A 26127-nucleotide genomic window follows, 5' to 3' on the forward strand; every position below is an offset into this window, starting at 1 on the left:
GCCGGTACCGCCAATAAGGATATCGTAGCCGGCACCGCCATTTAGGATGTCGTCGCCCGTGCCACCATACAGGATATCGTTATCGGCACCGCCGTTGAGAGTATCATTACCATCACCACCGCTTAAATAATCATTACCGTTTTCACCATAGAGTGTGTCGTTGCCTTTACCGCCAAAAATATTATCTACACCGTTACCACCATACAATTGGTCATTACCTGCACCGCCTGCAATGATATCGTTGCCATTCCAGCCTTTTAGGATATCGTCACCAGAAGTACCACCTAAGGTAAACGACATAGCAGTAATATCATCGTAACTTAAAGTTTTATCTTTAAATATAAAATTGAAGGCGTTGTTGTAATTACTGTTTGGATCGAAATAGTCTTTGAAAGTAACGGAATCGTCGTTACCATATGCTAGGATGATTAAATCCATATTAGAACGGATGAATTCAGCGTTTATGGAGCTAGCTTGTTCAAATACGATATCGTTATACTCTTGTTTGTCGTATTGATAACCGTTGTCGATGATAATATCCTGTCCATGTCCTTTTTGAAAGATATATTGGTCTTTATGGAAATTTCCGCCATAAAGGGTATCGTTGCCTGGTCCTCCAATCAGGGTGTCGTAACCACTATCGCCTTTAAGAATATCGTCCCCCTCACTTCCGACTAGGATATCGTCTCCATTGCCTCCACTTAAAGTATCGTTTCCATCGCCTCCGATTAAGAGATCATTTCCTTCGTTTCCGCTTAGTTTATCGTTACCACTTTCACCATAAATAATGTCGTTGTTATTGGTACCATTAAGTACATCATCTTTTTCGGTACCGTTCAAGGTGGTGACTAAATCAGTTATATCTTCAGGATTGAATGTTTTATCGTTGAAGATAAAAGTAAAACGGCATTTATTGGTTTGGTCGGTGTTAAAAAAATCTGTCAGGGTAACTGAATCTTCGTTATTTTTATTTTTTATGATGAAATCATTTTTATAATGATAAAAAATAATATCTGTAACATTGGTATTTTCGAATAGTATTTTAATATGCTGATAATTGTTATTGTTACTTATCTGGCTGTTGATAGTGTTTTGTCCATGTCCAGCTGGAAATATGTATTGATATGAGCTATTGTTATTTTCACTTGGCATTTCATTATCTGTTTGTATCATTATTGTAGTCCTTTGAGTAGATTTTAATAAATTTGGGTTGCTTATTTTTTTCTTACTTATTGTTCTTAATAAGGTTTTATTTTTATGTAAAATATATTTTATAGTATGTAACTATTTTATTTTTTTAGTTTTAAATTAATTTAACTTTATAATTGTATAAGTTCTGAATAGAATATTTAATTTGACATTTGGTATTTGTATGCTGGTTTTTATTGATTTGGGTATGATTTCCTTTCAATTATCAATATTTCAATGTATTAATTATCATGTTTTTTATTGAACTCTATTTGGTATTTCGTAATAATAAATTAATGAATTTATACATTTACTTTTTAGTGCACTATGAATTTTATAATTACAATATTTTTGTACATGATGGAATTGAGGTTGTAACGGTTTTAATGAAGATTTTCCCCTTTTTTATATATAAGATATAAAAATCATTCTTATATTCAAATTTTATGTTAATAATATGATTTTCTGAGTTTTTATTTTTTTCTACCAGATTAAATCAATTTGTTATTTGTTTTTAACAATATAAGTTTAAATTCTTAATTAAGAATATATAATTTAGGTAGAGATATGATTATTTTAGACTGAAGGGAAGTTTATTTCAATTAATTTTTTTATCATAATGATTTTAAAATGTTTTTAATTTTTATGTTTATATGCTTTAGATTGCAATAATTAAATTGGTAGGGATGGTTCAGAATATAGTTTTATTTTGATGTTATTTTATTCATTATGAATGAAATTTTTTTGTGTGTTTAATAGTATGCAATTTTTTATTTTAAAGGCAATTTTGTGATTGTAATATCAGGTTTGAGTTTATTTGGTTAGTTTAAGTATCTGTTCTCCAAATTCTCTTACTTTTTTCCAGTCTGTATATTCGATATGCGCATTAAGATTGGTTTCGCCTTTGTTTAATTTCATTACTAAGCGCATCATATATCGATCAATAATGTTGTATCTGGCATAGTGCAATTCTCCGGCGAAAATGCCGATTGTTTGAGGCTGCCAAGGGCTTTTGGCGAAGAATTTGCGCGTATAAGTATGGGTTTGCGGTGTGTTGCGATGTGGTTTGTTGGCCAATATGCTGACGCTGTAAAAGGCACTAGGGATGCTGTTGAGGATGTGCTGATTTTGAATAATCCAGGGTGCCAATGCAGCTGCATAGTGACCATAGCGAATAGAGGCTCCAATAATTATTTTATCATATTCTCCTGACTGGAGAATGGGAGCATCTGCGAGATTTACTATGTCTACTGTAATACCAGCTCCTGTCCACTGCGTTTCCAGTTTCTGGGCTATTTTCTTGGTGTAGCCGAAGCGGCTGCTATAAATGAGCAGATATTTCATAGTGGATATTTGGTGGTTGATTTAGATAAATCATATCACGCCTAATGGATTTTGCTCAGGCTTTTGTTGCTGAAAAATTTATTTTTACTATAAGGGATATGCTTTTTTAGTGGCTGGAGGCTGGTACAATGGCGGCTGTTTTGGGAGATTTTTATGAAAGCCAGTCAGTTTTATATTTCGACTTTGAAAGAAGCTCCGGCAGAAGCGGAGCTGGCCAGCCATAAACTTATGTTGCGGACGGGGATGATTCGTCGTTTAGCCAGTGGTCTGTATACTTGGATGCCAATGGGTTTACGGGTGTTGCGCAAGGTAGAACGTATTGTGCGTGAGGAAATGAATCGCGCCGGTTCGATTGAGCTGCTGATGCCGGTGGTGCAACCTGCGGAGTTATGGCAGGAAAGTGGGCGCTGGTCGTTTTATGGTAAGGAATTATTGCGGATTACTGACCGCCATGAACGTGAGTTCTGTCTGGGACCGACCTGTGAAGAGGTGATTACGGATATTGTGCGCAGTGAGATTCGCAGTTATAAGCAATTGCCACTGAATTTTTATCATATTCAGACTAAATTCCGTGATGAAGTGCGGCCACGTTTCGGGGTAATGCGGGCGCGTGAGTTTGTGATGAAAGATGCTTATTCTTTTCATACGACATTTGAATCATTGCAACAATCGTATCAGGATATGTTTAATGCGTATTGCAGGGTGTTTGACCGGCTGGGTCTGGATTATCGACCAGTTGCGGCTGATACAGGCAGTATTGGTGGTACGGGGTCGCATGAATTTCAGGTACTGGCGGAAAGCGGTGAGGATGTAATTGCGTATAGTGATGGGTCTGATTATGCGGCTAATGTTGAGCTGGCTGCTACTTTGCCGCTAAGTGGTGAACGTCACAGTGCTGCTAAAGAGTTGTCTAAGGTTCATACGCCGAATGTGCGCAGTATTGATGAATTGGTGGCTTTCTTGAATGTGCCGGCAGAACAGACGCTGAAGTCGCTGGTGGTTGAGGGCGAAGAAGAGGGTACAGTGGTGCTATTGCTTGTTCGTGGTGACCATCATCTGAATGAAATCAAGGCTGAGAAGCTGACCGGTGTGAAAGCACCGTTGACGATGGCATCGGTGGCTGCGATTGAGAGTGCTTTTAATGGTGCACATGGTGGTTCATTGGGACCGGTGGGCTTTAATGGTAAGGTTTATGCTGATTTTGCTACGGCAAAAGCAGCTGATTGGGTAATCGGGGCCAATGAGGATGATCATCATTATACCGGATTTAATTTCGGCCGCGATGCGGCAGAACCGGAATTTGTGGATTTACGTGAGGTGATTGCTGGTGACCCGAGCCCGTGTGGTCAGGGCAGTCTGAAACTGGCTCGCGGTATTGAGGTAGGACATGTATTTCAGCTGAGAACTAAATACTCAGAGGCGATGCAGGCTACGGTACTGGACCAGAACGGCAAGAATGTTGTGCTGGAGATGGGGTGTTACGGTATCGGTATTACACGGGTAGTAGCGGCTGCTATTGAACAGAATAATGATGAGCGCGGTATTATCTGGACGGAAGCGATGGCGCCGTTTACGGTGGTGATTGTGCCGATGAATTATCGTAAATCTGATACGGTGAAGGCTGCTGCAGATGATTTATACGCACAATTGCAGCAGGCCGGTGTAGATGTGTTGTTGGATGATCGTGATGAACGCTCTGGTGTGCTGCTGCATGATTCAGAACTGATAGGTATCCCGCATCGTGTTGTGATTGGTGACCGCGGTCTGAAAGCCGGCAAGGTGGAGTATCAGGCTCGCAGAGATGCTGAACCAACTGAATTGGATATGGATAATGTGGTGGGATATATTTGTTCTTTGTTGAAGTAAGATTGAGTTTCAAATGTTAATTCAAAAGCCAGACATAACTTGTCTGGCTTTTTGGATTTAGGGTTGTGATAGTTTTTTTTAATTTTTGTTTTATGGATAACTGCTGCGAAATGGCCTGATAATTCTGGATGTTTCAGGTACAGAAATACTGTCGACAAAAAAACCAGATTTTTCAATCTGGTTTTTTTGTATTAACTAAGTAATTCGGGAGGGATGATACATACCGGTATTGGGTTGATTTTGTGCTGCATGGCGCGATGATAGCGATCGTAGATGGCAAAAACTTCGCGCTCGCGACCGCTGAAATCATCTATGGTGTGGTTGGAGTAAACGCCCATTGCCCATTCCAGCTCAGGATAGGTAGCGCCAATTTGTTCTTCATCGGTTTTGTCTGCATCCCACAAGCCGTCTGTGGGCGGGGCGTCGATTATTTTTTGATCGATATTCAGTTCTTTGGCCAGTTCATATACTTGTGTTTTTAGTAAGTCGGCGATGGGGCTGAGGTCTACGCCGCCGTCGCCGTATTTGGTAAAGAAACCAACGCCGAAATCTTCTACTTTATTGCCGGTACCGACTACGAGTAGACCACGCTCTTGAGCGTAATAGTAGAGGGCTATCATTCGCAGACGGCTGCGGGCATTGGCTAGTGCTAGCTGAGTTTGCTCATCTTTGTTGTCGCCGATGTCAACGGCCATGGTGAATGAATCGAAAGTACGGGTGAGATCGACCCAGTGTTCTTCGATGTTGTTGAAGCGGCTTTTAAGCTGGCGAATGTGTTCCTGCGCGCGCGCTATTTGGTTTACTTTCTGGTGAATGGGCAATTCTAGTACCAGTGTGGGTAGGCCGGTTTGGGCTGCAAGTGTGGAAACCACGGCGGAATCGATACCGCCGGAGACGCCGACGACGAAACCTTTGCATTTGGCCTGAGCGGCGTAGTCGCGTAACCATTTTACGATGTATTCGATGATGGCTTTGGTTTGCATGGTATGCGTCCTCTGGCTATTTTTGATAGGGTTAATATACTTCTTTAAGTGGTGGCTTGCAAAGTGTATGCATAAAATGGTTTGTACGGATTGGGTAGAATAAATTTAGGGTATTGCCCAAAAAGCTGTAGTATGAACGATATTTGCTCAAAGATAGATTATGTTGATTTTAATGTCATTAATCTATTTGTTATTTATTTTTCCCTGAATCTTGGACGGTAGTGATTTTTATTTATATCAGTTCGGTGGCACCTTTAAAACGTTTCGAAGCAAAATCAGGGAGTAGAAAAAATTGAACGCAATAATGCAAACGTAACTTAAAATTAATATTTATGTAATTTAAAAGGTTTGATATGGCTTTTTCTGAATCTGAGCGCCAGCAAATGCTAGAACTAAAATTTGTGGGTAGCAAAATTGTTGACAGACTCGAGCAAATGCAGCTCGATTCTTTTGATAAATTACGCAAGGTTACTTCAGATGAAATCCTTAACCAAGGGGTATTGTTAACAGGCTCAGTTTGTTGGAAAAATAGTCCTCAAGCTCAAACCGCTATCAATAATATTTTGCATTTAGTGAAACAAAACAATAATGGGTAAATATGGTAATTTAATTGGAGTTTGTCATTTGTTTTTATGATTAGTGTCTAACATCGGCATTTTGCTAGGTATTTTTTAACTAAAAAAAGCCAGTTTTAGTTTAAATTCTACTGATTAATGATTTAACTGCTTGGAATTAGTTTCATTAAAACATTTAAGCATACTTAATTCGTTAAATGAATAAAATGAATTATATTTGTCAAGTACTTGAATTCGTTGAATACATTTTTTCTTAATCTGTTCATTATATGTAAATTAGTGATATTACCAATTATGCCGAATGCTTATTGGGTGGGCAGTATAGGGTAGATTAGGTTAGAATAGGTATGGTTTCTTAATGTCTTGTGATGGGGATACGGTTTCTATGCAGGAGAAGGTGCCGACAGAAATCCGTTTGTGCCAGAATCGGCAGGTGCTGCGACTGAATTATGCTGGACAGACGTTTGAACTGATGGCTGAGTATCTACGTGTCTATTCGCCTAGTGCAGAGGTGCGAGGTCATGGTGCGGGTCAAGAGGTATTGCAAACTGGTAAACGCTATGTGACGATAGCCGGATTACAGCAGGTGGGTAATTATGCTTTGCGTATTGCTTTTTCTGATGGGCATGACACTGGACTGTATGATTGGGCTCATTTGTATGATTTGGCGATACATCAGTCCGAGCTTTGGGCTGCTTATGAACAAAAATTATTGCTGGCTGGTGCCAGCCGTGAACCTACCTAATTGAAGCTGCGGCTGGGCTGATGTGGATGGCTGGCTGATTTTATTTGGGCAATGTTTAATTCTGAAAGTGTGGTATGAGCGATCACAAAACTCATTTTGGTTATCAGACTGTTGATGAAGATGAAAAGGCGGGACGCGTTGCCGGTGTATTCCATTCGGTAGCCAAAAACTATGATGTGATGAATGATGTGATGTCTGGTGGTCTGCATCGGGTTTGGAAACATTTTACGATTACCACAGCTCCTTTACGTAAAGGAGATAAGGTGCTGGATATTGCCGGTGGTTCGGGTGATTTGTCGCGTGGTTGGGCCAAACGGGTAGGACACAGTGGTGAGGTCTGGCTGACGGATATCAATTCTTCGATGTTGACAGTGGGGCGTGACCGGCTGCTGAATGAGGGAATGGCTTTGCCGGTGGCATTGTGTGATGCAGAAAAGCTGCCGTTTCCGGATAATTATTTTAATTTGGTATCGGTGTCGTTTGGTTTGCGAAATATGACGCACAAGGATGTGGCACTGGCAGAAATGTATCGAGTGTTGCAGCCTGGTGGAACGCTGTTGGTGCTCGAATTCTCTCATGTATTTAAGCCGCTTAAGCCGGTATATGATTTGTACTCTTTTAAGATGCTGCCACTGATGGGTAAGTTGATTGCGAAGGACGCAGACAGTTATCAGTATTTGGCTGAATCTATTCGTATGCATCCGGATCAGGAGACATTGAAGCAGATGATGCTGGATGCTGGTTTTGATAGTGTGAGTTACCATAATTTAACGGCAGGGGTGGTGGCTTTGCATAAAGGTGTTAAGTTTTAGTTTGCTGGTTGACACTATCTTCAGGCTGCCATATGGTGGCCTGATTTATTTTGTTGGTGATGGATTTAAATATGAATACTATAGAAGATTTACAACCGCTGCCGGTATGGCAATGGTTTGCTCGTTTGTGTGCGGTGCCTCGTCCTACATTTCATGAACAGGCGGTGCGGGACATGTTGGTGCAGGCTGCACATGAGCGGGGTCTGAACACGGATATTGATGCTAAGGGTAATCTGCGTATTCAGAAACCTGCGACAGTAGGAATGGAAAACTATGCACCGGTGGCACTTCAGGCACATATGGATATGGTGGCGCAGAAAGGTGCGGGGTCGCTGCATGATTTTAAGCGTGATCCGATACAGATGCAGATTAAGGATGGTTGGATGTGGGCCAACGATACTACGCTGGGTGCAGATAATGGTATTGGTCTGGCTATGGGGCTAGCGGTGCTGTTTGCTGATGATGTGGCACATCCTGATATTACGCTGATTGTGACGGTGGAAGAAGAAATCGGCATGGGTGGTGCGGAAGCACTGAGTGCTGATTGGTTGCAGATGCCGTATCTGATTAATTTGGATACGGAAGAGGCGGGTGAGATTTTTATTGGCTGTGCCGGTGGAAGAGATGCCAGTATAACCTTGCCGCTAGATTGGCAGTCTAATCAGGCTTCTGCTTGTAGGATACGTGTGTCTGGTTTACGTGGCGGCCATTCTGGCGTAGATATTGATAAAAATCATGCTAATGCTAACGTTTTGCTCGCTCGTGTGCTGGCTGAAATCTATGCGCAGGTACCATTTGCTCTGGGCTCGTGGCAGGGTGGTGAGTTGCGAAATGTGATTACGCGCGAGGCGGAAGCGGTGATTGTGCTGGATGAAGCTAGGGCAAAAGCGCTGCTGGAGCCGATTGCAGCGGTCATTACACATGAGTGGGCGGAAGAAACGCAGTTATGTATTGAGGTGCTGGCTGCGGAAAATATGCTTCAGGCAGCTTCTCTTGAGAGTACGCAGCAGGCGCTGGATTTGTTGATGGCGGTTCCCAACGGGGTAATGCGTATGAGTCCGGACTTTGAGGGGGTTGTGGAGACATCTTCGAATATGGGAGAAGTCAGGACAGGTGCGGATGGTTTGCTGATTCACTGTCTGATGCGTTCGTTGCTGGAGACACCAAAAGATGAATTCAGTCTGCGTTTGCAAGCTTTAGCACGTATGGCTGGAGCAAAGCTAGAACTGACGGCAGATTATCCTGGCTGGGCACCAAATCCCGATTCGGCTTTGCTGAAGCGGACTAGTGATATTTTTGAGCGCCATTATGGTAAGAAACCGCCATTGCAAATTATTCATGCGGGGTTGGAATGCGGCATTCTGAGTGGAAAAGCGCCGCATCTGGATATGGTCTCTTTCGGCCCAACAATCCGTGCGGCGCACTCGCCTAAGGAAAGGGTAGAGATTGCGGCAGTGGCAGAATGCTGGGCTATTCTGCTGGATTTATTAAAAGCAATACCTCAGCAACATTAAATTATTTTCTGTATGTAGAAAGGCATGGTGACTCCATGCCTTGTGTTAATTTTTTTGCTGCTATTAATGACAAACAGGGCTATAGTAGGATTTTATTTAACGGTGCAGGCCGGTAGTTTTTGGTTTGAGCTGTTTTGTATGATATTGGCTGCTGTTTTCTCAGCGGGATGAGCTGCCGGAGCAGAAAGTGAGTATTTATGGATTTACAACATCAAAGCCGTCGTGGATTTTTGCGTGCTGGTGCTGCTTTTGCCGGTGCTGGTTTGTTGCAGGCATGTGGCAGTACTCAGAAACCTTCTGTTACACCGGTGTCTGCTTCTAAAGTGCTGAAACCATCTAATGGTAATCTGAATTCTATGCGTATTTTTGCGTGTTCCGGTTTTGGAGAAAGTACCAGCCGCAGTGATTTGGCGGCACAACGTCTGGCTACTGCTGGTTTTGCAGTTACTAATCAGCAGGCATATGTGCGCCGCTATCAGCGTTTTGCCGGCAGTGATGCTGAGCGTGCGGCTGATTTGCAGGATGTGGCCGCCGGCCGTGTGCAAGTTCCTAAAGTGTTGATGGGATTGCGCGGGGGCTATGGGGCGATGCGTATTCTGCCTTTGGTTAATTGGCCGACTTTGGGTGCCCGTATGCGAGAACAGGGTACGCTGCTGTTTGGTTATAGTGATGTGACGGCAGTACAGTTGGCGCTTTTGGCACAGGGGCAGATGTGCAGTTTTGCCGGCCCGATGCTGTATAGTGAGTTTGGTAAGCCACAGATGAGTGAATTCACCACTCGTTCGTTTATAGATAATAGCTGCAATCCGTCGATGTCGGTTGTGGTACCTGCGATGCAGAATTATCAGGTTCGAACTGAAGGCGTGTTGTGGGGCGGTAATCTGAGTGTGCTGTCTGCGCTGGTGGGTTCCCCTTATATGCCTCAGGTTGAGGGCGGGATTCTGTTTATTGAGGATGTAGGGGAACAGCCTTATCGGATTGAACGAATGCTTCAAACTTTATATCTGAGTGGCATTTTGAAGCGGCAGCAGGCGATTGTGCTGGGCAATTTTCGTATGGGTACGATACGGGATGTGTATGACAGTAGCTATACATTTAATGCGGTGGTACAGACGATGGCGCGTTTGACGCGGATACCCGTGTTAACTGGATTTCCGTTTGGACATACAACTGATAAGGTTACATTCCCGTTAGGGGCACGTGCTAGTCTGCATTCGACCAGTGACGGGGGGTATCAGATTGATTTTAGAGACTATCCGGTATTGAATGCATCAGTACTGGCTTTGAATACGCTGATTCCACAGCCGCCTGCTGCAGAGGGGCTGCTGAATGGAATAATTGGCGCGCCGGTATCTGAGTCTCCTTCATCTGAAACTGAAGATGTGATGTAAGGGTTTTGGCCGGCATTAAATACCGGCTTTTTAATTCGCTCTATTGAGTAAGCCATTTGATAACGGCCTGATTGGTAGCAGGTACTTGAAGCTGTTTGAGGGTATATTGGTTTAGTGATGCGTAGAATGCCTGTTGTGCCTGATTGAACAACTTGGGCAAAAAGCAGAATTCTGTCATGGAGCAGGGGGGCTGCTGGCAGTTGATTAATGTGGTTATTTCGGATGAGGCTTCTTCTAGAGCTTGTACGATTAAGCCTAGTTGAAGCTGTTGGCTGCCGGCAGCCAGTCTGATGCCGCCGTTTCTGCCTTTGAAGGATTCTATCCATCCTGCCTGTGCCATGAAATAGACGATTTTTACCAGATGGTTTCTGGATACATTAAGCTGTTTGGCTAGGTTTTCTACGGTGGAAAGTTCGGATTCGTGCAGATATTGCAGGGATAATAAGACGCGCAAACCTAAATCGGTGAAACGGTTTAATTGCATGGCAGACTGTTGGGTTGTTGATGTAATGATTTTGCCCGTTTTCAGCTGCCATGAAAAGTTCAATGTTTAAAAATTGCCTGTTTATCAGGCTGCAAGCTGGCTGAATCCACCTGTACCAAAGAGCTCCATAAAGATTTGATTCTGGGGGATGTGCAGTTTGCGCAAAGCCTGATATTGGCTATGCATGAATGCTTTGGGTCCGCACAGATAATAGTCGGCATTGCTGGGTAGGAGGCTATTATTCAATTCGGAAAGCTCAAGTCGCCCTTTTTTGTCTGCCATCAGTTCGGTACCAGGATTTTCACAAGCCAGATAGCTATGTAGATTGGGCATGCTCTGCTGCAAGCCGATGATGTGTTGGTGCATGGCTAGTACATCGCTGTTGCGGCAGGCATGGATAAAGCTGATATGTTGTTGGTTTTTGTTTGCGGCAAGGGTATTGAGTATGGCAATCATAGGAGTAATACCAACACCGGCGCTGATGAGTACGATGCTTTTATCGGTATGGTGTAATAGGAAAGTACCAGTGGGATGGGTGACTTCTATTTCGTCTCCGATATGATAATGTTGATGAAGGGTATTGGAAACATAACCTGCTTCATGCTGCTGGTCGGCAGCTTCTTTTTTTATACTGATGCGAAAATAATCTGGATGGTTGCTGTCTGACAAAGAATACTGACGAGGTTGTTTGATTCCTAACTGGGGCACCATGACGCGTACGGATATATATTGTCCGGGTTGATAGGTGGGTAGTGGTGTATTGTCTGCAGGTTGTAGATAAAAAGATGTGATTTCGCTACTTTCTGGCTGTTTGTCTACAATTTTAAATTTTTTCCAACCATTCCAGCCGCCATAATTCTTTTCCTGCTGCTGATAAAGATTAGCTTCGGTTTTTATGAGAATATCGGCTAGTTGCTGATAAGCGGCTGTCCATGCTGCTATCAATTCGCTATCCATAGGTACGTTTAATACTTCGCTGATGGAATGTAATAGGTTGGTTCCGACTATTGGATATTGTTCTGGCTGTATGTCGAGGCTGACGTGGCGATGCGCTATTTGGCTGACGGCCTCGCCAAGATTTTGCAATTTGGTGATGTTCTGTGCATAGGCGAGTATGGCTTTGGCAAGTGCCTGTGGCTGTGCATCGTTGCGCTGATTGCCGAGATTGAATGTTTCTTTTAGCTCCGGATGGTTGCTAAGCATTCTATTGTAAAAATAGCGGGTTAGTTCTATGCCGTGTTGCTGGAGTGTGGGTATGGTGGCCTGAATTAGTTCGATTTGTTTGTCAGTTAATTGCATAAGTGCTCTCCTGATTGTTTTAATATGTATATAAAATACATATTTTATGTTAGGCGGCTTGCGTTGTGATGTCAATGCAGTTGAAGATATTTGTGATATTTGCTGCGGCTATCCGTTAGTGGCTAATGTGTGGTTGTAATGAAATTAGGGCATGGTTTGGCTGCTTGAGTTAAACTGTGAGCTGTTTTGGCTGTGGTGTTATGGCCATGGTGTTTATGTCCGGCTGTGAGTTTTTGGCCGGTGCGTTGGGCAGGATATCTGAGGAATGCTAAGTTTATGATGATTCATCCGAATTTTGACCCGGTGCTGGTGCATCTGGGACCGCTGGCGATTCGCTGGTATGCGTTGAGTTATATTGTTGGTTTTTGTTTGTTTATCTGGCTTGGGCGACGGCGCATACGAAGCGGACAAACGGTATTTACTAATGAACTGCTGGATGATTTTATTACCTGGGGTGTTTTTGGGGTGATATTAGGCGGCCGTTTGGGTTATGTGCTGTTTTATCAGCCGGCATTCTATCTGAGCCATCCATTGGAAATACTGAAAGTCTGGCAGGGTGGGATGTCGTTTCACGGCGGATTTGTGGGTGTGCTGGTGGCAATGTTGCTGTTTGCGCGCCGTCACCACTTGCGGTTCTGGGGGGTAGCGGATTTTGTGGCGCCACTGGTGCCGCTGGGACTGGCCTGCGGGCGTATTGGTAATTTTATTAATGGCGAACTATGGGGACGGGTAACCAGTGTGGATGCTTTTTGGGCGATGGGTTTTCCGCATGCGCGAGAAGAAGATATGGTGCTGGTGATGCAGGATCCACAGAAATGGCTGCCGGTATGGGAAAAGTTTCAGATGTTGCCACGTCATCCTTCGCAACTCTACGAGTTTTTGCTGGAAGGTATTGTGCTGTTTGTGATTATGTGGCTGTTTGTGAAAAAGCCACGTCCTGTGGGACAGACATCGATGTTATTTTTGCTGGGCTACGGAGTGTTTCGTTTTATTGTTGAGTTTGCGAGAGAACCGGATGATTTTTTAGGGTTGCTAGCCATGCATATGTCGATGGGGCAATGGTTGAGTCTGCCGATGATTGTGATTGGTGCCTTTGGTTTTGTATATGCCGGCAAAAGGGCGAAATAGGTTATCAGGATAAAATTTTAAAGCCGCAATCAATTATGGTTGCGGCTTGAGTTTTTTGGAAGCTGGCAGAAGAGACAAAGATTTAGATATTGTCCTTTTGTGCCAGTATGCGCCGGTTGCCTCCCAGCTCGGCGGCAGAAACGATTCCGGCGGCTTCCAGTGCTTCCATTAGGTTGGCGGCACGGTTGTAGCCGATGCGTAAATGGCGCTGGAGGGATGAAATTGAGGTTTTTCGGGTTTCAAGTACAAACGCTACGGCCTGATCGAATAATTCGTCGCTGTTGGCATTTGGGTTAACCTGATTGACGTTGGTTTGTGCGGCTTCTCCGGAAAGTATGCCTTCTACGTATTGGGTAGGTGCCTGCTGCTTGATAAAATTAACAACGGCATGTACTTCTTCATCGGATACAAAGGCACCATGTAGCCGTGTAGGCTCAGCCTGCCCCGGAGGTAAAAACAGCATGTCTCCTTTGCCTAAGAGGTTTTCAGCACCCATCTGGTCGAGAATGGTACGGCTATCAATTTTGCTGGATACCTGAAAGGATAGGCGGGTGGGGATATTGGCTTTTATCAGTCCGGTAATGACATCGACGCTGGGCCGTTGGGTGGCCAATATCAGGTGAATGCCGGCTGCGCGGGCTTTTTGTGCCAGACGGGCAATCTGCTGCTCGACTTTTTTTCCTTCAACCATCATTAGATCAGCCAGTTCGTCAATTACCACAACTATATACGGCAGTTTGTTTAGTGGTTCTGGTTCATCTGGATTGGTGCTGAATGGATTAACAAGTGGTGTGCCGCTGGTTTTGGCTACGGCTACTTTGTCGTTGAAGCCACTGATATTGCGTACGCCAACGTGTGCCAGTAGACGATAACGTTTTTCCATTTCAGTTACACACCAGTTCAGTGCCTGTGCCGCTTCTTTCATGTCGGTAACGACAGGTGCAAGTAAATGCGGGATACCGTCGTATACGCTCAGTTCAAGCATTTTGGGGTCTACCATGATAAAGCGGACTTCATCTGGCTGTGCCTTGTACAGAATCGACAATATCATACAGTTAACGCCGACCGATTTACCGGAACCAGTAGTACCGGCTACTAGTAAATGTGGCATTTTGGCCAAACTGGCGATAACAGGTGCGCCTGCGATGTCTTTGCCCATGGCCATGGTCAGTTTATCGCTGGCGTCGTGAAATATTCTAGCGCCTAAAATTTCTGCCAGTAGAACGTTCTGGCGCTGTTCGTTTGGCAGTTCGATACCCATGGTGGTTTTACCAGCAATGGTTTCCACGACTCTTACGCTCTGAACGGAAAGTGAGCGCGCAAGATCTTTGTTGAGATTGACTATCTGGCTGCCTTTTACGCCTTGTGCTGGTTCGATTTCATAGCGGGTGATGACAGGGCCGGTGGTAGCGCTTGTAACGTCTACTTCTACTCCGAATTCTTTTAGTTTGGATTCGATGTGTGCGGCAGTTTGTTGCAGCTCTTCATTGTTGATGGCTGTTGGCTGGATGGTGGGTTTGGTCAAAAGATTGATTTCCGGTAGCTGTATCAATCCCTGTGTTTTTTTGCTGCTGGCGGGACTGGTATCTGCTGGTTCGGGTATGGTTAGTTCCTGAGCTGCGGGGGCTTCGCTGCGCACGACTACGTTTTTGCGATTGCTACTGGCCACAACCGGTGTATCAATATTTTTGGCAGTGATGGTTTTGGCTTGTTTGACCATGCGCTGTACAGTTTTGTTATTCGGGAATTCGGTAATCAGGCGTTGCGGGCGGCGCAGCAGTTTGCACCATATCCATTCGAATTGCGCCCCGATTTTTTCGATTACCGTTAGCCATGAAACTTGAATTAGTAGCGATAGGCCAATCAGCATCATGAAAATACTGATTACCAGTCCGCCGGTTAGGCCGAAAAATTGTTGCAGTAGATGGCTCAATACCTGTCCGATTAATCCGCCGGCGCCGATGGGCAGGGCTTCTTCTAACAGGTTTGCCAGTACTAAATTTTCCAGTGTGGGGCTGAAAATCAGTAGGATAATCAGGCCGGTTATGGCCAGCCAACTGCTGTATGGCTTGCTGTTATCGCTGGTGTTGAGTGAACGGGCATTTAGGGGGCGGAAACTCTGATACAAGGCAATTAGTGCTGCAATGATGCACCACCAGACTGAAAAGCCAAAAATGTAATAGCCGATGTCAGCCAACCATGCTCCAGTAAGGCCGGCTAGATTATGGATTTTGTCGAGCTGGACGATACCGCGCGACCATGCAGGATCGGCCATGTTGAAGCTGGCTAAAGACAGCATGACAAAAATCGTTACCATTAGTGCCAGTAACCAGAATATGTCGTTAATTAAATTCATTAACCAAGGCTGTTTTGGTTTGCTGACTTTAGTTGATTTTACTTTTTGCGCGGGCTGTTTGCGGGAAACAGATTTTTTTGGTGTTGTGGCCATAAATATTGCGACTGTAGCGGTATTCTTATCTTAAATTAACTGGTTATTATAAAGTCTGTTGGGCGTGATACTGATGCTGGTAACAGGATTTAACGGTTTTTTGCTGATGGTTAAGCCCAGTAGCCGCAGCCAGGAATGCGTGCACCGGCAGCACCGGTGGCGAGGTGAGTGGCTACCGGCTGGCGCTGATACCAGCATGCGGCAAGCCATGCAAAAGCGGCTGCTTCAACCAGTTGTGCTGGAAGTTGTAATGCATCAGTGGTATGCAGGGTGATGTGGTGCCGGCTGAGTAATTGTCTCAATGTTTGCATGAGCAGCATGTTTCGGCTGCCGCCGCCACAGACGTATACGCATTCGGTGCTGGGTGCGGCGCTGATGATGGCGCTGACAGCTGTTTGTGCGGTGAGTTCCAGTAAGGTACGCAATACATCTGCCGGATTTTCTCTACCACTGAGGTAGTGGCTGAGCCAATTCAGGCTGAATAAATCACGGCCGGTGCTTTTGGGATAAGGCTTGGCAAAATAAGCATCGCTAAGCATGGATTGCAGCAGTGACACAATAATTTGCCCATTACTGGCAAGTGTACCGTTGTGATCATATTGTTGTTGCCAGTGTAGTTGTACCCATGCATCCATCAGCATATTGGCAGGCCCTGTGTCGAAGCCGAAAGCCGGCCGGCTAGGAGTTAGGACGCTGATGTTGGCTATGCCGCCTAAATTCAGTACTACGCGTGATTGCTGTGTACTGGCAAACACAGCTTGATGAAAGGCTGGAACTAGTGGTGCTCCCTGACCACCTGCGGCTAAATCGCGGCTACGGAAATCTCCAACTGTGGTAATACCTGTCAGCTCGGCCAGCAGTGCCCAATCCATCAACTGAATACTGTAGTGCTGTTGTGGTGCATGGCGTATGGTTTGGCCATGACAGCCGAGTGCGGTGATGGCTTCTGGCTTTATCCGAGCGTGGCTGAGAACGGCACTGACGGCCTGTGCATTGAGCTGAGCCAGTTGCTGTGCTAGTAGTGCGGCCTGTGCAAGCTCGTTGTGAGCGGGGATTTGTAAAGCAAGTAAATGTTGTTTCAGTTCATCGGGATAAGCAATGAAGGCATGAGCACTGACGCCCCGCCATTTGGTACCGCTGAGTGTGGCCAGCACGGCATCAATTCCATCCATGCTGGTACCTGACATTAGGCCGATATAGTATTGAAAAGGTTGCATGCTGTTCATTAGGCAAGGGTAGCGATTACAGGTGCATGGTCGCTGGGACGCTCCCAGCCGCGTGCACTACTGTCCACCTGTACGTCACGCAGCAGTGGGACAAGTTTTTCACTCAGCAAGATGTGATCGATGCGAAGGCCAAGCTTGCGTTTGAACATATTCATGCGGTAATCCCACCATGTATAGTGAGCGCTGTCGGGATACAGTTGATGCAGGCTGTCGGTAAAGCCCAATTGCAGCAGTTGCTGAAACCAGCTCCGTTCCTGTGGCGAACATAAAACTTTATCTTGCCATTTTTCAGGGTCGTATACATCGATGTTATGCGGAGCTATGTTGAAATCGCCGAGTAATATAGTTTGGGGATATTTTTCTAGCTGTGTGCGCATATAGGCTTGGAGAGCGGCAAACCAGCGTTCTTTATAGGCAAATTTTTCGCTGCCTATGGCTTCGCCGTTGACACAGTAGGCACAGACAATGCGGATATCATCGATTGTGGCGGCAATGATGCGCTTTTGCGGTTCGTTTAATTCCGGAATATCGATGCTCACTTCTTGAAACGGTTGACGGCTGAGAATGGCCACACCATTGTAGGTTTTCTGGCCGTTCCATGCAGCGTGATAGCCGATGCCGGTGAATTCTGCCTCCGGAAATTTGTCTTGTTCAAGTTTCAGTTCCTGCAAGGCCAGTATATCCGGCTGGTTTTCTTCTAGCCAACGCAGAGTATGGGGCAGGCGTACGTTTAAAGAGTTGACATTCCAGGTGGCAATTTTCATGATGGATACACTGTCAGCAAAGCGGTTATTGTATGCGTATTCGGAACTGAGTTCTAGCGTGCTAGTGTGTACGGTTAATCCATCTGGGCGATAGTAACACTCAGATTGCGGATGTCTGCCAGACGGGAATTCCAACGCTGCTCCATCTTTTTGAAAGTCGCCAGTTCGTGTGCATTCAGTTTTCGGGTGGGCAGGGCTACGCTGGCGGGATTAACTGGCTGACCGTTAATTCTAACTTCGTAATGCAAGTGTGGGCCGGTGGAAACGCCGGTGCTGCCAACGTAGCCAATTATATCTCCGGCTTGTACATGTTGGCCGGGACTGAGGTTGGCAAAAGCACTCATGTGTCCGTAAAGTGTTTGCATGCTGTCGTTGTGACGTAATATCACCGCGTTGCCATAGCCGCCTTTGATGCCGTAGCTTTCTACTATTCCGTCAGACGGTGCGTGGATCGGTGTACCGCTAGCCACGGCATAGTCTATACCGCTGTGCATACGCAGGGTTTGCAGTATTGGATGGAAACGGGTACCAAACGGAGAGGAAATGCGTGCCCCTTCTACAGGTACACTGGTGAATCCTTGCCGTAAGGGTTTGCCTGTGGCGTCGTAATACTGGCCATTGCCATCATTGCCAGTGTCGAAATAATAGGCTTGATATAGGGTGCCGTTGTGGCTGAATTCCGCAGCACGGATGTCACCTGTAGCCAGTTCCTGTCCGCGATAGTACAGGCTGTCGTAAATCAAGCGGATGGTGTCGCCGCTTTGCAGGGTATTAATGTCTATTTTGTCTTTGAATATTTCCCGCAATGATTCGCGGATTTCGACGGGTATGCCGGCCTGCGCCAGTGCTCCACGGGCGGAGGTTTTGACGACAACGGCTTTGAATGTTGGGAGGGTTTCGGTATCTACTGCGCCGATATCGGCATTCCAATTGTTGCCGGTTTTTTTGAGTGCTACCAGATTTTTTTCACCGTTATCGTCATCATTGAAAAACTGGATATCGGTCAGGTGGCCATTGTTGTCCATACGGATGCTGAATACTTGGTTCACTTGCAGGTGTTGAACTTGGTTTTTAATGATTTTCAGGTTGGTAATTTGTCGGATTTCTTCGTCATTAATATGAAATCGTTGTAAAACCATGCTGATGGTATCGCCCGGCTGTACGACTTCGTCGCGCCAGAAGTTGAGATTGGTAGTTCGTGGTGTGATTTTTACCGGAGGCAATTTGATGGTAGTTTGCTGTGGCTGGTAGGTTTGTGGCTGGTGTTGGCAGCTGGCCGGAATCACAATACCCAGCAGCAGTATCAGTGTTGCTGCTGTGCCAAACCATAGTCGGGGATGACTGGCTATTTTATTTTTCAGGCGCCTGATTAACGCTGCTGCTTGGTTAAACTTGCTCATGGTCAGGTATTGTGTTGTTTATGCAACGCTAAAACCGGTAAATGTAAAACTATTTATCCGAAATTGCCAGTGCCTTGTTTGGTTTTTGTGCTTTTTTCTGTTGTTGATTTTCTTTTTCTTGCGCGCGGAAATGGCGAGCCCATTCGCTCAGGCTGATATTCATATGTTGTAAACAGGGGTTGAGCAGTGTTTGTATGGAGCTGGCTATGGCTGAGTACTGGTTGGGCTGATATATAAATAGTTGATATAAATCGGCTAGCGTAATTTTGTTGGGATCGGTTTGTAATACCCAGCCATTGCTGCTGTCGGTAATGTAGTGCTTGTGTTTGAGTTTGCTTAGTATCTGGTCCAGATGTTTGTCGCTGATGCTTAGAAGCTGCTGTAGTTCACAGCATTTGATGGCTTGTCCTTGCTGCTGGCACAGGATTAGTCTGTACATGAGGTCAAGTGCATTTTCAAACGGCTGATACACACGTAGATGAAGAAATCTGTCTTGATGCCAATAAGGTAATGAAGAAGTGAGTACGGCGCCGGCGAGTAAGAGCAGCCATAACAAATTCAGCCAGATTAGAAATACTGGTATGGCAGCAAAAGCACCGTATACAAGCTGATAATTGCCAAAGTGGGTGACAAATATAGCAAATCCTCGTCGCAGTAAATCCAGCCCGATTGCAGTAATTAATGCACCGGTTAAGGCATGCCTCCAGTTTACAAAACAGAATGGTACCAGTTTGTACAGTAGAAACAGCAATAGAGTTATCAATGCTAGATTGGTGCTGATTTTGAAAATTTTACTGTAAAACGGAATTTGGCCGGCTACGTTGTCTGGATTGGACAAAAAACCGAGGGCTGAAAGACTCATGCCCAGCACCAACGGTCCCAGTGTCAGCAAGGCCCAGTAAATCAGAATACGTATCCATATCGGACGCTGGTCGCGAGCCTGCCAGATTTGGTTGAATGCGTGTTCTATGGTCTGAATCAGCATCAGCGAAGTGATGATCATGAAACTGATGCCTACTGCGGTGAGGCCGCTGGCTTTGTCACGAAAAGCATATAGATAATCGCTTACGGAATCTGCGCCGGCTGCAGGAACAATAATATGAGTTAGAAACTGATTAAACCGTGTGGCCATATCCGCAAACATGGGAAATGCGTTAACCACAATTACAGTAATAGTAAAAAACGGTACCAATGCCAGTAGGGTGGTGAAGGTTAGGCTGGCAGCAATCAGAGGCAGATTGCAGCGCTGGTAATTGTGTGCGACAAAGAGTAAAAACTGGGGCAGGCGCTGCTGTAAATATTTGCTTTTAAATAAATGTATATTCATGGCTACTCCTGACAAGCGGCTAACTGATTGTAACCAAAAATGTGGTTTTGCAGCAGAATTTCGGTGCTGACTGTTCAAGTAGGGGCAGTTACGGCACAATAATGGCATGAAAACAGTTTCAGGAGCGCTTGATGAAAGATTTGCCTATTCTAGTGGTGTATTACAGTTTATCTGGCAGTACCCGCAATCTGGCGCTAGCGCTGGCACGAGGTATAAATAGTGTGGCTGGTTGTGAAGCTTTGTTGCGTACTGTACCTAAGGTATCGGCTGAATGTGAGGCAACTGCTGCCGTCATTCCGGATGAAGGTGCACCCTATGTTACGCTTGAAGAGTTGCAGGATTGTGCCGCATTGGCGCTGGGTAGTCCTACCCGTTTTGGCAATTGTGCCGCACCGGTGAAATATTTTCTCGACAGCACCAGTAGTCTGTGGTTGGCCGGCAGCCTGATTGGCAAGCCTGCCTGTGTGTTTACCAGCACTACTAGTTTGCATGGCGGACAGGAGAGTACTTTGCTGAGTATGATAACGCCATTGCTGCATCATGGGATGTTGATATGCGGGATTCCGTTTAGCGAGCCACAGCTTAATGCTACACATAGTGGTGGTACGCCCTATGGTGCCAGCCATGTAGCCGGAATGCACAACAACACTCAGTTAAGTGAAGCTGAAGAAGCGCTGGCATTTGCTCAGGGTAAACGGCTAGCAGAGCTAACTTTGCGGCTGGCACGCAAATAATCGTTTTAGGAATAATTATGACTTATCACACCAATTTGAAGAGTGCGGCTACTTTGCCCACAATTTATCGCCACCGCTCAATTCGTAAATTTACTGAAGAAGCTTTAACTGATGAGCAGCGTGAAGCTATATGGGAGGCAGGACGGGCGGCGTCTTCTTCTAGTTTTATGCAAAGTACACATATTATCCGTGTCACAGATGCAGATAAGCGTGCGGCTTTGTGCGAAGTGGCTGCCAATCAGAAATATGTGCGTACGGCGGCTGAATTTTGGGTATTTTGTGTAGACTATACCAGACACCGGCTGGCTTTTCCGGAAGCGCAGCTTGATTGGACTGAAGCGATGATTATTGGCTCAGTTGATGCAGGTATCATGGCTCAGAACTGTTTGCTGGCTGCGGAATCACTGGGTCTGGGTGGTGTGTATATTGGTTCTTTACGCAATGATACAGCCCGTGCAGCTGAAATTCTGGAATTACCGTCACTAACATTTCCGCTGTTTGGGTTGTGTCTGGGATATCCGGCACAGGATCCGATGTATCGTCCGCGCCTGCCTTTGGAGACGCTGGTGAGTGAAAACCGCTATCGTCCGCTTGATCCGGCTAAGCTGGCTGCCTATGATGAGCAGCTGACGCAGTATTATCGTGATCGTAGTGGTCTGGATCTCAATTGGAGTAAGGCCGTTGCCAATAATTTTGCTCAGCCGGTGCGCCCGCATATTCTGCCATTTTTGCATCAGCAGGGGCTGGCCACACGCTAAGCTGATTGGAAAAAACACCTGTCCGTGTTGTCTGGACAGGTGTTTTGTATTTGATAAAGCGTTAACGATGCTGTGGTAATGCTAGTATGCTGTCGGCCAGTGCCTCACCCAGACGTTGATAACCACTGGCTGTGAAATGCACACCATCGCTACGCGCTAACCCCTCACCAATCCATGTTTTCATACTGCATTCGCCACCCATGACAGCCTGCCAGTCCCAGTAGAAAGTATGCTGATTTTGCGCTACTTCTTTCTGCATGTTTTGCAGCTCGGTTAGTTTTTCTGGACGTACGCCGCATGCACCAGCAGTACTTTTAAGGCTTTCTGGAGCACCTAGCAGCATGATAGCGCTATTGGGTGAGGCGGTACGGATGAGAGCAATGGTTTCGATAAGATTCTGTTTTACTGTGGCGGTGTCTAGATTGTTGTAGGCTTCGTTGGTACCGAAGGCCAAAATAATGAGGTCTGGAGCTATAACGTTCAGTTCTTGCTGCCACGCCGTTGTATTCCAGCGATTCCATTGGTTGAGCTGAAAACCGTTGATTCCAAGTGCCGAAAATACTACCCCTTGCTTGTTTTGATTACGTGCCCACCAGCCACCGATGGCAGTCTGAAAATTCATGCCTGCTTTGACGGTAATCGGAAAACGGGCATTAAACTGGCTGAAATGCCACTGATTATCCTTAGGATGGGCGGCCAGTTCAATCTGCTGGCCGTTGCTATCGGTAACGGATAAATCTTCATCGTTCGGCCCTTGCCGGATGCTGACTGTTACAGTTTGCTCAGCTTCTGGTTCTTTGGTTGCTATAGTCATTACTGAACCGACGGCAGGAGTAGCAATCAGGCCGCCGAGCGCATAGTTTATGTTGGTGTCCGTGCGGCTAGATATAGCCTGCCAGCCCTGATTCTGATAGATATAGCTTGCCAGCCGCATACCGGGAAACTGAGTAGGCATAGCCCAGCCCGGGCCGCCGTTGCCCAGCTGCTGTTGCAAGCGTACACGGGCAGCGTCTGTGAGGTAATCAGCAGCTGTATGCGAGTCTCCTAGCTGTACGATGTTAATACTTTTTTTCTTAAAGGCCTTTGCCAGCTGTGCCCTGTTATTGTCCGGTAAAGCTGTACTATGGTGATTACGGCTAGATTGAGCCGGAGCCGGATCGGCAGAGCAGGCCATAATCCACAAGCAGCAGCTTAGGATAGCTAAATGTGTTTTAGTGTACATTTGAGTAATCGTTTTTATTTGGCTGTGCCGGTAAGATAAAGCGGTGGAAAATATCTCTAGCAATAATTTTCTGCCCTGAGATGGTGAAATGAATACCATCTGCACTACGGGTTTTGATTTTTTTGCCATTTGGTTGCATCAAGGTATCAGTATATTCATCTCCATTGCTACCGAGCATGGCGCGGGTATCAACAACAAAACCATGATTTCGCATTACCTCGTCAGTAGTCAACTGACGCAGGTAAACCATTTGCTGATTAAGTTTATGGCGGCGCATATCCGGCGGGGTAAGCCATAGCACAGTTACCTGATGCTGGCGGGCAGTGTCCATAATCGTTTGTATGCGGCTGCGGTACATGCTTTCCCAGCGCGCAGAAGCAAAGCTGATAAAGCGAGTGCCATTATGCGGATCAGGAATATCCCACGGGTCGTTTGGCCCCAGAAATATTACCATAATCTTAATGCGGGGATTGTCATTTAAGGTACGAGCGATGGTTTCAGGCCAGTTGAAAAAGCCAGGATAGGTGAGTCCAGTGCTTTGCTTGGCAAGATTAATGCTTTTGATACCATAGCCTTCGCTTAGCCATTTCTGGATATGTGGCGCCACCCCCTGCATTAAGGAATCACCGGCAAAGAATACTTCATCTTCGGCACCCAGTGTGAAAGCTGATTTGATACTGTCTGGTTTAGCTGTCTGTTGCAGATTCTGCTGCACTGTCAACTGTGGTTTTTGTGTAATGGTGGTCTTATTTTTATCTGCATCAGCAACATGCTGATTAAAGCTTGTTGTGACATTGTGATTGGCAGATGTAATGTTCTGATTCAGCCAACTGATACCACTATTGAGTACCAATACTGCTTTGGCGCCTGCTTGCCACCACGAATATTGTTTTAGTTTGGATAAAATACTGTTTTTATGATACGTCTGCTGATAATAGTTTTCTACTGAATCCTGCATCAACCATAAAGATAAGCCGGCAGCGAGGATTAAGCTTAGCAAAACATACCGAAACTGCTGTTTGTTGCTTTTGGGTGGTTGTACCTTTGATTCTGATTCTTCATCGGATGCCACTACCATGGGTACTGTGGTCACTGTTTTCACGCTTACCACGGGCATTTGCTCAAACTGAGTATATTTTTTTTTCTGATTATGACTATGGTAGGTCGGCAGACGGCGATATTTAGAAGTTTGCATAGATAAATCCCGGAATTCCGGCCGGAGCACAGATTAATATCAGCACCAGCAGCAATAATAAAGGCACAATCAGACTGTAGCGCGGTAAACTCTCTGCACGCTGGAATAACTGTTTGGTCAGTCTGTTTAGCAATGGATAAGCTATCCAGGCCAGCAGCAACAGGCTGAAAAAGTAGAAAGGGTTGGTACTTAGCGGTACGTTAATATAATTACAGAACAAAGCGTGCAGCAACATTAAAGCATCGTTAAGGGTGGGTGCCCGAAAAAACACAAAACAGAAACACACGAAATGTACTGTAATGATGATGCTTAAAATTTTGCCTACACGGCCACTTTTGCTCAGACTATCGCGTGCCTGTTCAGCAGTACAGTGACGTAGACGGCTATATAGCCAATCGCTCAGGTTTAGCAATATCATCCCTGTACCATGCAATAATCCCCAGATGAGGAATGGCCAGCCATTGCCATGCCAAATACCGGATAATGCCATTGCAATAAGCAGATTAAGCTGTGTGCGTATATAGCTGCTCCGGCTGCCACCTAACGGAATAAATATGTAATCCCTAATCCATGTAGACAGGCTGATGTGCCAGCGCTTCCAAAAATCGCGAATATTATAAGCTAATAACGGCGAACGGAAGTTAAGCGGCAAGCGAAAGCCCAACAGCAGACCCATGCCTACCATCAGGTCGCTGTAGCCTGAAAAATTAAAAAACAGCTGTAAAGTATAACCGTAAATGGCAGCCAGTATTTCCAAACTCTGATACTGCATGGGATTGGCAAAAACCGGATCCACCCAGTTATCTCCAATCCAGCCCGAAAACCACCAGTTTTTCGTCAGTGCCATTGCAATCAGACACAAAGCCACTGCTGGGGCCAAAATACGGCGGCGTTCTACAGCTTGGATTTGCGCGGCCATGCCACAGGGCTGACCAGATATGTCCGTTAAACCACGAGCATCATAAGCGCGAGCAATTGGCCCTGCGGTGATGGTCGGAAAAAAAGCAAGATGCAATGCCAGAGCAGACAAAGATAAAGGCTGGCCGGCTATTTGTCTACCATTGCGAAGTTGATAAAGAGAAACCAGATAGCTAATTGCTTGAAATGAATAATAGGATAAGCCCAGCGGTAATATAACATTAGCTATCCAGTCTGTGTTACTCCTAAACCAATCCGAATTCTCGTTTATTTGTGCAGAGAAAAAATCGGAATATTTCCACAATATCAGTTGCAGAATGGTAATGGTAATTCCAGATATCAGCCAGATTCTCGGTTTTTTACTGCGATTAATGCAGGCTGATATCACATAAATGATAAATGTATATATTAATAGGGTGGCCAGAGCCGGCAGTCTACCGCATAGATACACAATCAGATAACTGGTACACAATAAAAGAAAATTCTGGATCCTTGGTCTGGCGCCCAGAAGCCAATATAGGCAGAAAAAAACAATGAAACACAGACTAAATTCGATGGATATAAAGCTAAACATGAAGCCAATAAGCAAAAATAAAAAAGAGATTGTTTAACCATGCCAAACATATAAGCAGAAAAGTTTCTGTTTAAAATCAGTTAATTCATGTTTATGCCTATCGGCAGGACACAGAGATTTAGGCTGTATATCACTCGAAGTTGCAAACAAAGATTCTACTGTAGTGGCTTAATTGATTTCTGAATAAAAATTTTTCACCGTTCTGGTTCGGAATACTGTGTTTGTTTCGTT

General features: G+C 45.3%; 22 protein-coding genes. 9 read left to right on the plus strand and 13 right to left on the minus strand.

What is annotated here, in order from left to right; translation table 11 throughout:
* The coding region (locus J3U67_RS09150; RefSeq protein WP_323811373.1) for a calcium-binding protein at window positions 1-1173 on the minus strand (1173 nt) is incomplete at its 3' end.
* A gap of 828 nt (window positions 1174-2001) precedes the next feature.
* Complete coding sequence (hemG, locus tag J3U67_RS00470; RefSeq protein ID WP_267389940.1) at window positions 2002-2532, minus strand: menaquinone-dependent protoporphyrinogen IX dehydrogenase; 531 nt, start codon at window positions 2530-2532, stop codon at window positions 2002-2004.
* A 153-nt stretch (window positions 2533-2685) separates the two neighbouring features.
* Here hemG and J3U67_RS00475 point away from each other — a divergent pair, with 153 nt between their 5' ends.
* On the plus strand, window positions 2686-4398 hold the full coding sequence (locus J3U67_RS00475) for a proline--tRNA ligase (RefSeq protein ID WP_267389941.1): 1713 nt from the start codon (window positions 2686-2688) through the stop codon (window positions 4396-4398).
* 191 nt (window positions 4399-4589) lie between these two features.
* Here J3U67_RS00475 and nadE read toward each other — a convergent pair whose 3' ends face one another.
* Window positions 4590-5381 (minus strand): NAD(+) synthase, encoded by a 792-nt coding sequence (nadE, locus tag J3U67_RS00480; protein WP_267389942.1) that lies wholly within the window; start codon window positions 5379-5381, stop codon window positions 4590-4592.
* 353 nt (window positions 5382-5734) lie between these two features.
* Between nadE and J3U67_RS00485 the strand changes: the two genes are divergently transcribed.
* The 5 genes from J3U67_RS00485 to J3U67_RS00505 all read left to right on the plus strand — a co-directional run bounded on the left by J3U67_RS00485 (window position 5735) and on the right by J3U67_RS00505 (window position 10418).
* Window positions 5735-5977, plus strand: a complete 243-nt coding sequence (locus tag J3U67_RS00485; protein ID WP_267389943.1) for a recombinase RecA — start codon at window positions 5735-5737, stop codon at window positions 5975-5977.
* Window positions 5978-6314: 337 nt separating this feature from the next.
* Window positions 6315-6701, plus strand: a complete 387-nt coding sequence (locus tag J3U67_RS00490) for a DUF971 domain-containing protein (RefSeq protein WP_323811340.1) — start codon at window positions 6315-6317, stop codon at window positions 6699-6701.
* Between the two features lie 74 nt (window positions 6702-6775).
* Window positions 6776-7513, plus strand: a complete 738-nt coding sequence (gene ubiE / locus J3U67_RS00495) for a bifunctional demethylmenaquinone methyltransferase/2-methoxy-6-polyprenyl-1,4-benzoquinol methylase UbiE (RefSeq protein ID WP_267389944.1) — start codon at window positions 6776-6778, stop codon at window positions 7511-7513.
* Window positions 7514-7584: 71 nt separating this feature from the next.
* Window positions 7585-9027: an aminoacyl-histidine dipeptidase gene (locus J3U67_RS00500; RefSeq protein ID WP_267403297.1), complete on the plus strand. Its 1443-nt coding sequence runs from the start codon at window positions 7585-7587 to the stop codon at window positions 9025-9027.
* A gap of 197 nt (window positions 9028-9224) precedes the next feature.
* On the plus strand, window positions 9225-10418 hold the full coding sequence (locus tag J3U67_RS00505) for an LD-carboxypeptidase (protein WP_267389946.1): 1194 nt from the start codon (window positions 9225-9227) through the stop codon (window positions 10416-10418).
* Window positions 10419-10458: 40 nt separating this feature from the next.
* Here the strand turns inward: J3U67_RS00505 and J3U67_RS00510 are convergent, their stop codons facing one another.
* The gene (locus tag J3U67_RS00510; protein ID WP_267403298.1) at window positions 10459-10902 is read right to left on the minus strand and encodes an Rrf2 family transcriptional regulator; all 444 of its coding nucleotides are present in this window, start codon (window positions 10900-10902) and stop codon (window positions 10459-10461) included.
* 84 nt (window positions 10903-10986) lie between these two features.
* Window positions 10987-12201 carry an NO-inducible flavohemoprotein gene (hmpA, locus tag J3U67_RS00515; RefSeq protein WP_267389948.1) on the minus strand — a complete coding sequence of 405 codons (1215 nt, stop codon included), beginning with the start codon at window positions 12199-12201 and terminating at the stop codon, window positions 10987-10989.
* A 276-nt stretch (window positions 12202-12477) separates the two neighbouring features.
* Between hmpA and lgt the strand changes: the two genes are divergently transcribed.
* Window positions 12478-13329 carry a prolipoprotein diacylglyceryl transferase gene (gene lgt, locus J3U67_RS00520; RefSeq protein WP_267389949.1) on the plus strand — a complete coding sequence of 284 codons (852 nt, stop codon included), beginning with the start codon at window positions 12478-12480 and terminating at the stop codon, window positions 13327-13329.
* An 82-nt stretch (window positions 13330-13411) separates the two neighbouring features.
* Here the strand turns inward: lgt and J3U67_RS00525 are convergent, their stop codons facing one another.
* The 5 genes from J3U67_RS00525 to J3U67_RS00545 form a co-directional block, all read right to left on the minus strand.
* The gene (locus tag J3U67_RS00525; protein WP_267389950.1) at window positions 13412-15778 is read right to left on the minus strand and encodes a DNA translocase FtsK; all 2367 of its coding nucleotides are present in this window, start codon (window positions 15776-15778) and stop codon (window positions 13412-13414) included.
* Between the two features lie 110 nt (window positions 15779-15888).
* Window positions 15889-16995 carry an anhydro-N-acetylmuramic acid kinase gene (locus J3U67_RS00530; protein WP_267389951.1) on the minus strand — a complete coding sequence of 369 codons (1107 nt, stop codon included), beginning with the start codon at window positions 16993-16995 and terminating at the stop codon, window positions 15889-15891.
* An 8-nt stretch (window positions 16996-17003) separates the two neighbouring features.
* Window positions 17004-17768 carry an exodeoxyribonuclease III gene (xth, locus tag J3U67_RS00535; protein ID WP_267389952.1) on the minus strand — a complete coding sequence of 255 codons (765 nt, stop codon included), beginning with the start codon at window positions 17766-17768 and terminating at the stop codon, window positions 17004-17006.
* Window positions 17769-17842: 74 nt separating this feature from the next.
* On the minus strand, window positions 17843-19168 hold the full coding sequence (locus tag J3U67_RS00540; RefSeq protein WP_267389953.1) for a M23 family metallopeptidase: 1326 nt from the start codon (window positions 19166-19168) through the stop codon (window positions 17843-17845).
* Window positions 19169-19217: 49 nt separating this feature from the next.
* Window positions 19218-20495: a YihY family inner membrane protein gene (locus J3U67_RS00545; protein ID WP_267389954.1), complete on the minus strand. Its 1278-nt coding sequence runs from the start codon at window positions 20493-20495 to the stop codon at window positions 19218-19220.
* Between the two features lie 131 nt (window positions 20496-20626).
* Here J3U67_RS00545 and wrbA point away from each other — a divergent pair, with 131 nt between their 5' ends.
* Window positions 20627-21229 (plus strand): NAD(P)H:quinone oxidoreductase, encoded by a 603-nt coding sequence (gene wrbA / locus J3U67_RS00550; protein ID WP_267389955.1) that lies wholly within the window; start codon window positions 20627-20629, stop codon window positions 21227-21229.
* A 17-nt stretch (window positions 21230-21246) separates the two neighbouring features.
* Window positions 21247-21987, plus strand: a complete 741-nt coding sequence (nfsA, locus tag J3U67_RS00555) for an oxygen-insensitive NADPH nitroreductase (RefSeq protein ID WP_267389956.1) — start codon at window positions 21247-21249, stop codon at window positions 21985-21987.
* A 61-nt stretch (window positions 21988-22048) separates the two neighbouring features.
* On the opposite strand, the gene J3U67_RS00560 is transcribed toward nfsA, so the two are convergent.
* Genes J3U67_RS00560 through J3U67_RS00570 form a run of 3 tightly spaced genes read right to left on the minus strand, consistent with a single transcriptional unit; the run spans window position 22049 to window position 25794 of the window.
* Window positions 22049-23209, minus strand: coding sequence for a GDSL-type esterase/lipase family protein (locus J3U67_RS00560; RefSeq protein ID WP_267389957.1), 1161 nt, complete (start codon window positions 23207-23209; stop codon window positions 22049-22051).
* Entirely contained in the window at window positions 23199-24404 is a 1206-nt protein-coding gene (locus J3U67_RS00565; RefSeq protein WP_267389958.1) for a DUF459 domain-containing protein, read from the minus strand. The genes J3U67_RS00560 and J3U67_RS00565 overlap by 11 nt, the downstream gene beginning before the upstream one ends.
* Window positions 24391-25794: an MBOAT family O-acyltransferase gene (locus J3U67_RS00570; RefSeq protein ID WP_267389959.1), complete on the minus strand. Its 1404-nt coding sequence runs from the start codon at window positions 25792-25794 to the stop codon at window positions 24391-24393. The genes J3U67_RS00565 and J3U67_RS00570 overlap by 14 nt, the downstream gene beginning before the upstream one ends.
* Window positions 25795-26127 lie beyond the last annotated feature (333 nt).

The sequence above is a fragment of the Snodgrassella sp. B3837 genome, from assembly GCF_026535955.1.
Taxonomy (GTDB): domain Bacteria; phylum Pseudomonadota; class Gammaproteobacteria; order Burkholderiales; family Neisseriaceae; genus Snodgrassella; species Snodgrassella alvi_E.

What these genes read in the sequence shown, in the direction of transcription:
- lgt (WP_267389949.1), top strand. Translation starts at nt 12,478, where the DNA reads ATGATGATTCATCCGAATTTTGACCCGGTGCTGGTGCATCTGGGACCG.
- J3U67_RS00510 (WP_267403298.1), bottom strand. Translation starts at nt 10,902, where the DNA reads ATGCAATTAAACCGTTTCACCGATTTAGGTTTGCGCGTCTTATTATCC.
- J3U67_RS00500 (WP_267403297.1), top strand. Translation starts at nt 7,585, where the DNA reads ATGAATACTATAGAAGATTTACAACCGCTGCCGGTATGGCAATGGTTT.
- J3U67_RS00540 (WP_267389953.1), bottom strand. Translation starts at nt 19,168, where the DNA reads ATGAGCAAGTTTAACCAAGCAGCAGCGTTAATCAGGCGCCTGAAAAAT.
- J3U67_RS00545 (WP_267389954.1), bottom strand. Translation starts at nt 20,495, where the DNA reads ATGAATATACATTTATTTAAAAGCAAATATTTACAGCAGCGCCTGCCC.
- wrbA (WP_267389955.1), top strand. Translation starts at nt 20,627, where the DNA reads ATGAAAGATTTGCCTATTCTAGTGGTGTATTACAGTTTATCTGGCAGT.
- J3U67_RS00565 (WP_267389958.1), bottom strand. Translation starts at nt 24,404, where the DNA reads ATGCAAACTTCTAAATATCGCCGTCTGCCGACCTACCATAGTCATAAT.
- hmpA (WP_267389948.1), bottom strand. Translation starts at nt 12,201, where the DNA reads ATGCAATTAACTGACAAACAAATCGAACTAATTCAGGCCACCATACCC.
- J3U67_RS00560 (WP_267389957.1), bottom strand. Translation starts at nt 23,209, where the DNA reads ATGTACACTAAAACACATTTAGCTATCCTAAGCTGCTGCTTGTGGATT.
- J3U67_RS00525 (WP_267389950.1), bottom strand. Translation starts at nt 15,778, where the DNA reads ATGGCCACAACACCAAAAAAATCTGTTTCCCGCAAACAGCCCGCGCAA.
- nfsA (WP_267389956.1), top strand. Translation starts at nt 21,247, where the DNA reads ATGACTTATCACACCAATTTGAAGAGTGCGGCTACTTTGCCCACAATT.
- nadE (WP_267389942.1), bottom strand. Translation starts at nt 5,381, where the DNA reads ATGCAAACCAAAGCCATCATCGAATACATCGTAAAATGGTTACGCGAC.
- J3U67_RS00505 (WP_267389946.1), top strand. Translation starts at nt 9,225, where the DNA reads ATGGATTTACAACATCAAAGCCGTCGTGGATTTTTGCGTGCTGGTGCT.
- xth (WP_267389952.1), bottom strand. Translation starts at nt 17,768, where the DNA reads ATGAAAATTGCCACCTGGAATGTCAACTCTTTAAACGTACGCCTGCCC.
- J3U67_RS00485 (WP_267389943.1), top strand. Translation starts at nt 5,735, where the DNA reads ATGGCTTTTTCTGAATCTGAGCGCCAGCAAATGCTAGAACTAAAATTT.
- J3U67_RS00490 (WP_323811340.1), top strand. Translation starts at nt 6,315, where the DNA reads ATGTCTTGTGATGGGGATACGGTTTCTATGCAGGAGAAGGTGCCGACA.
- J3U67_RS00530 (WP_267389951.1), bottom strand. Translation starts at nt 16,995, where the DNA reads ATGCAACCTTTTCAATACTATATCGGCCTAATGTCAGGTACCAGCATG.
- ubiE (WP_267389944.1), top strand. Translation starts at nt 6,776, where the DNA reads ATGAGCGATCACAAAACTCATTTTGGTTATCAGACTGTTGATGAAGAT.
- hemG (WP_267389940.1), bottom strand. Translation starts at nt 2,532, where the DNA reads ATGAAATATCTGCTCATTTATAGCAGCCGCTTCGGCTACACCAAGAAA.
- J3U67_RS00475 (WP_267389941.1), top strand. Translation starts at nt 2,686, where the DNA reads ATGAAAGCCAGTCAGTTTTATATTTCGACTTTGAAAGAAGCTCCGGCA.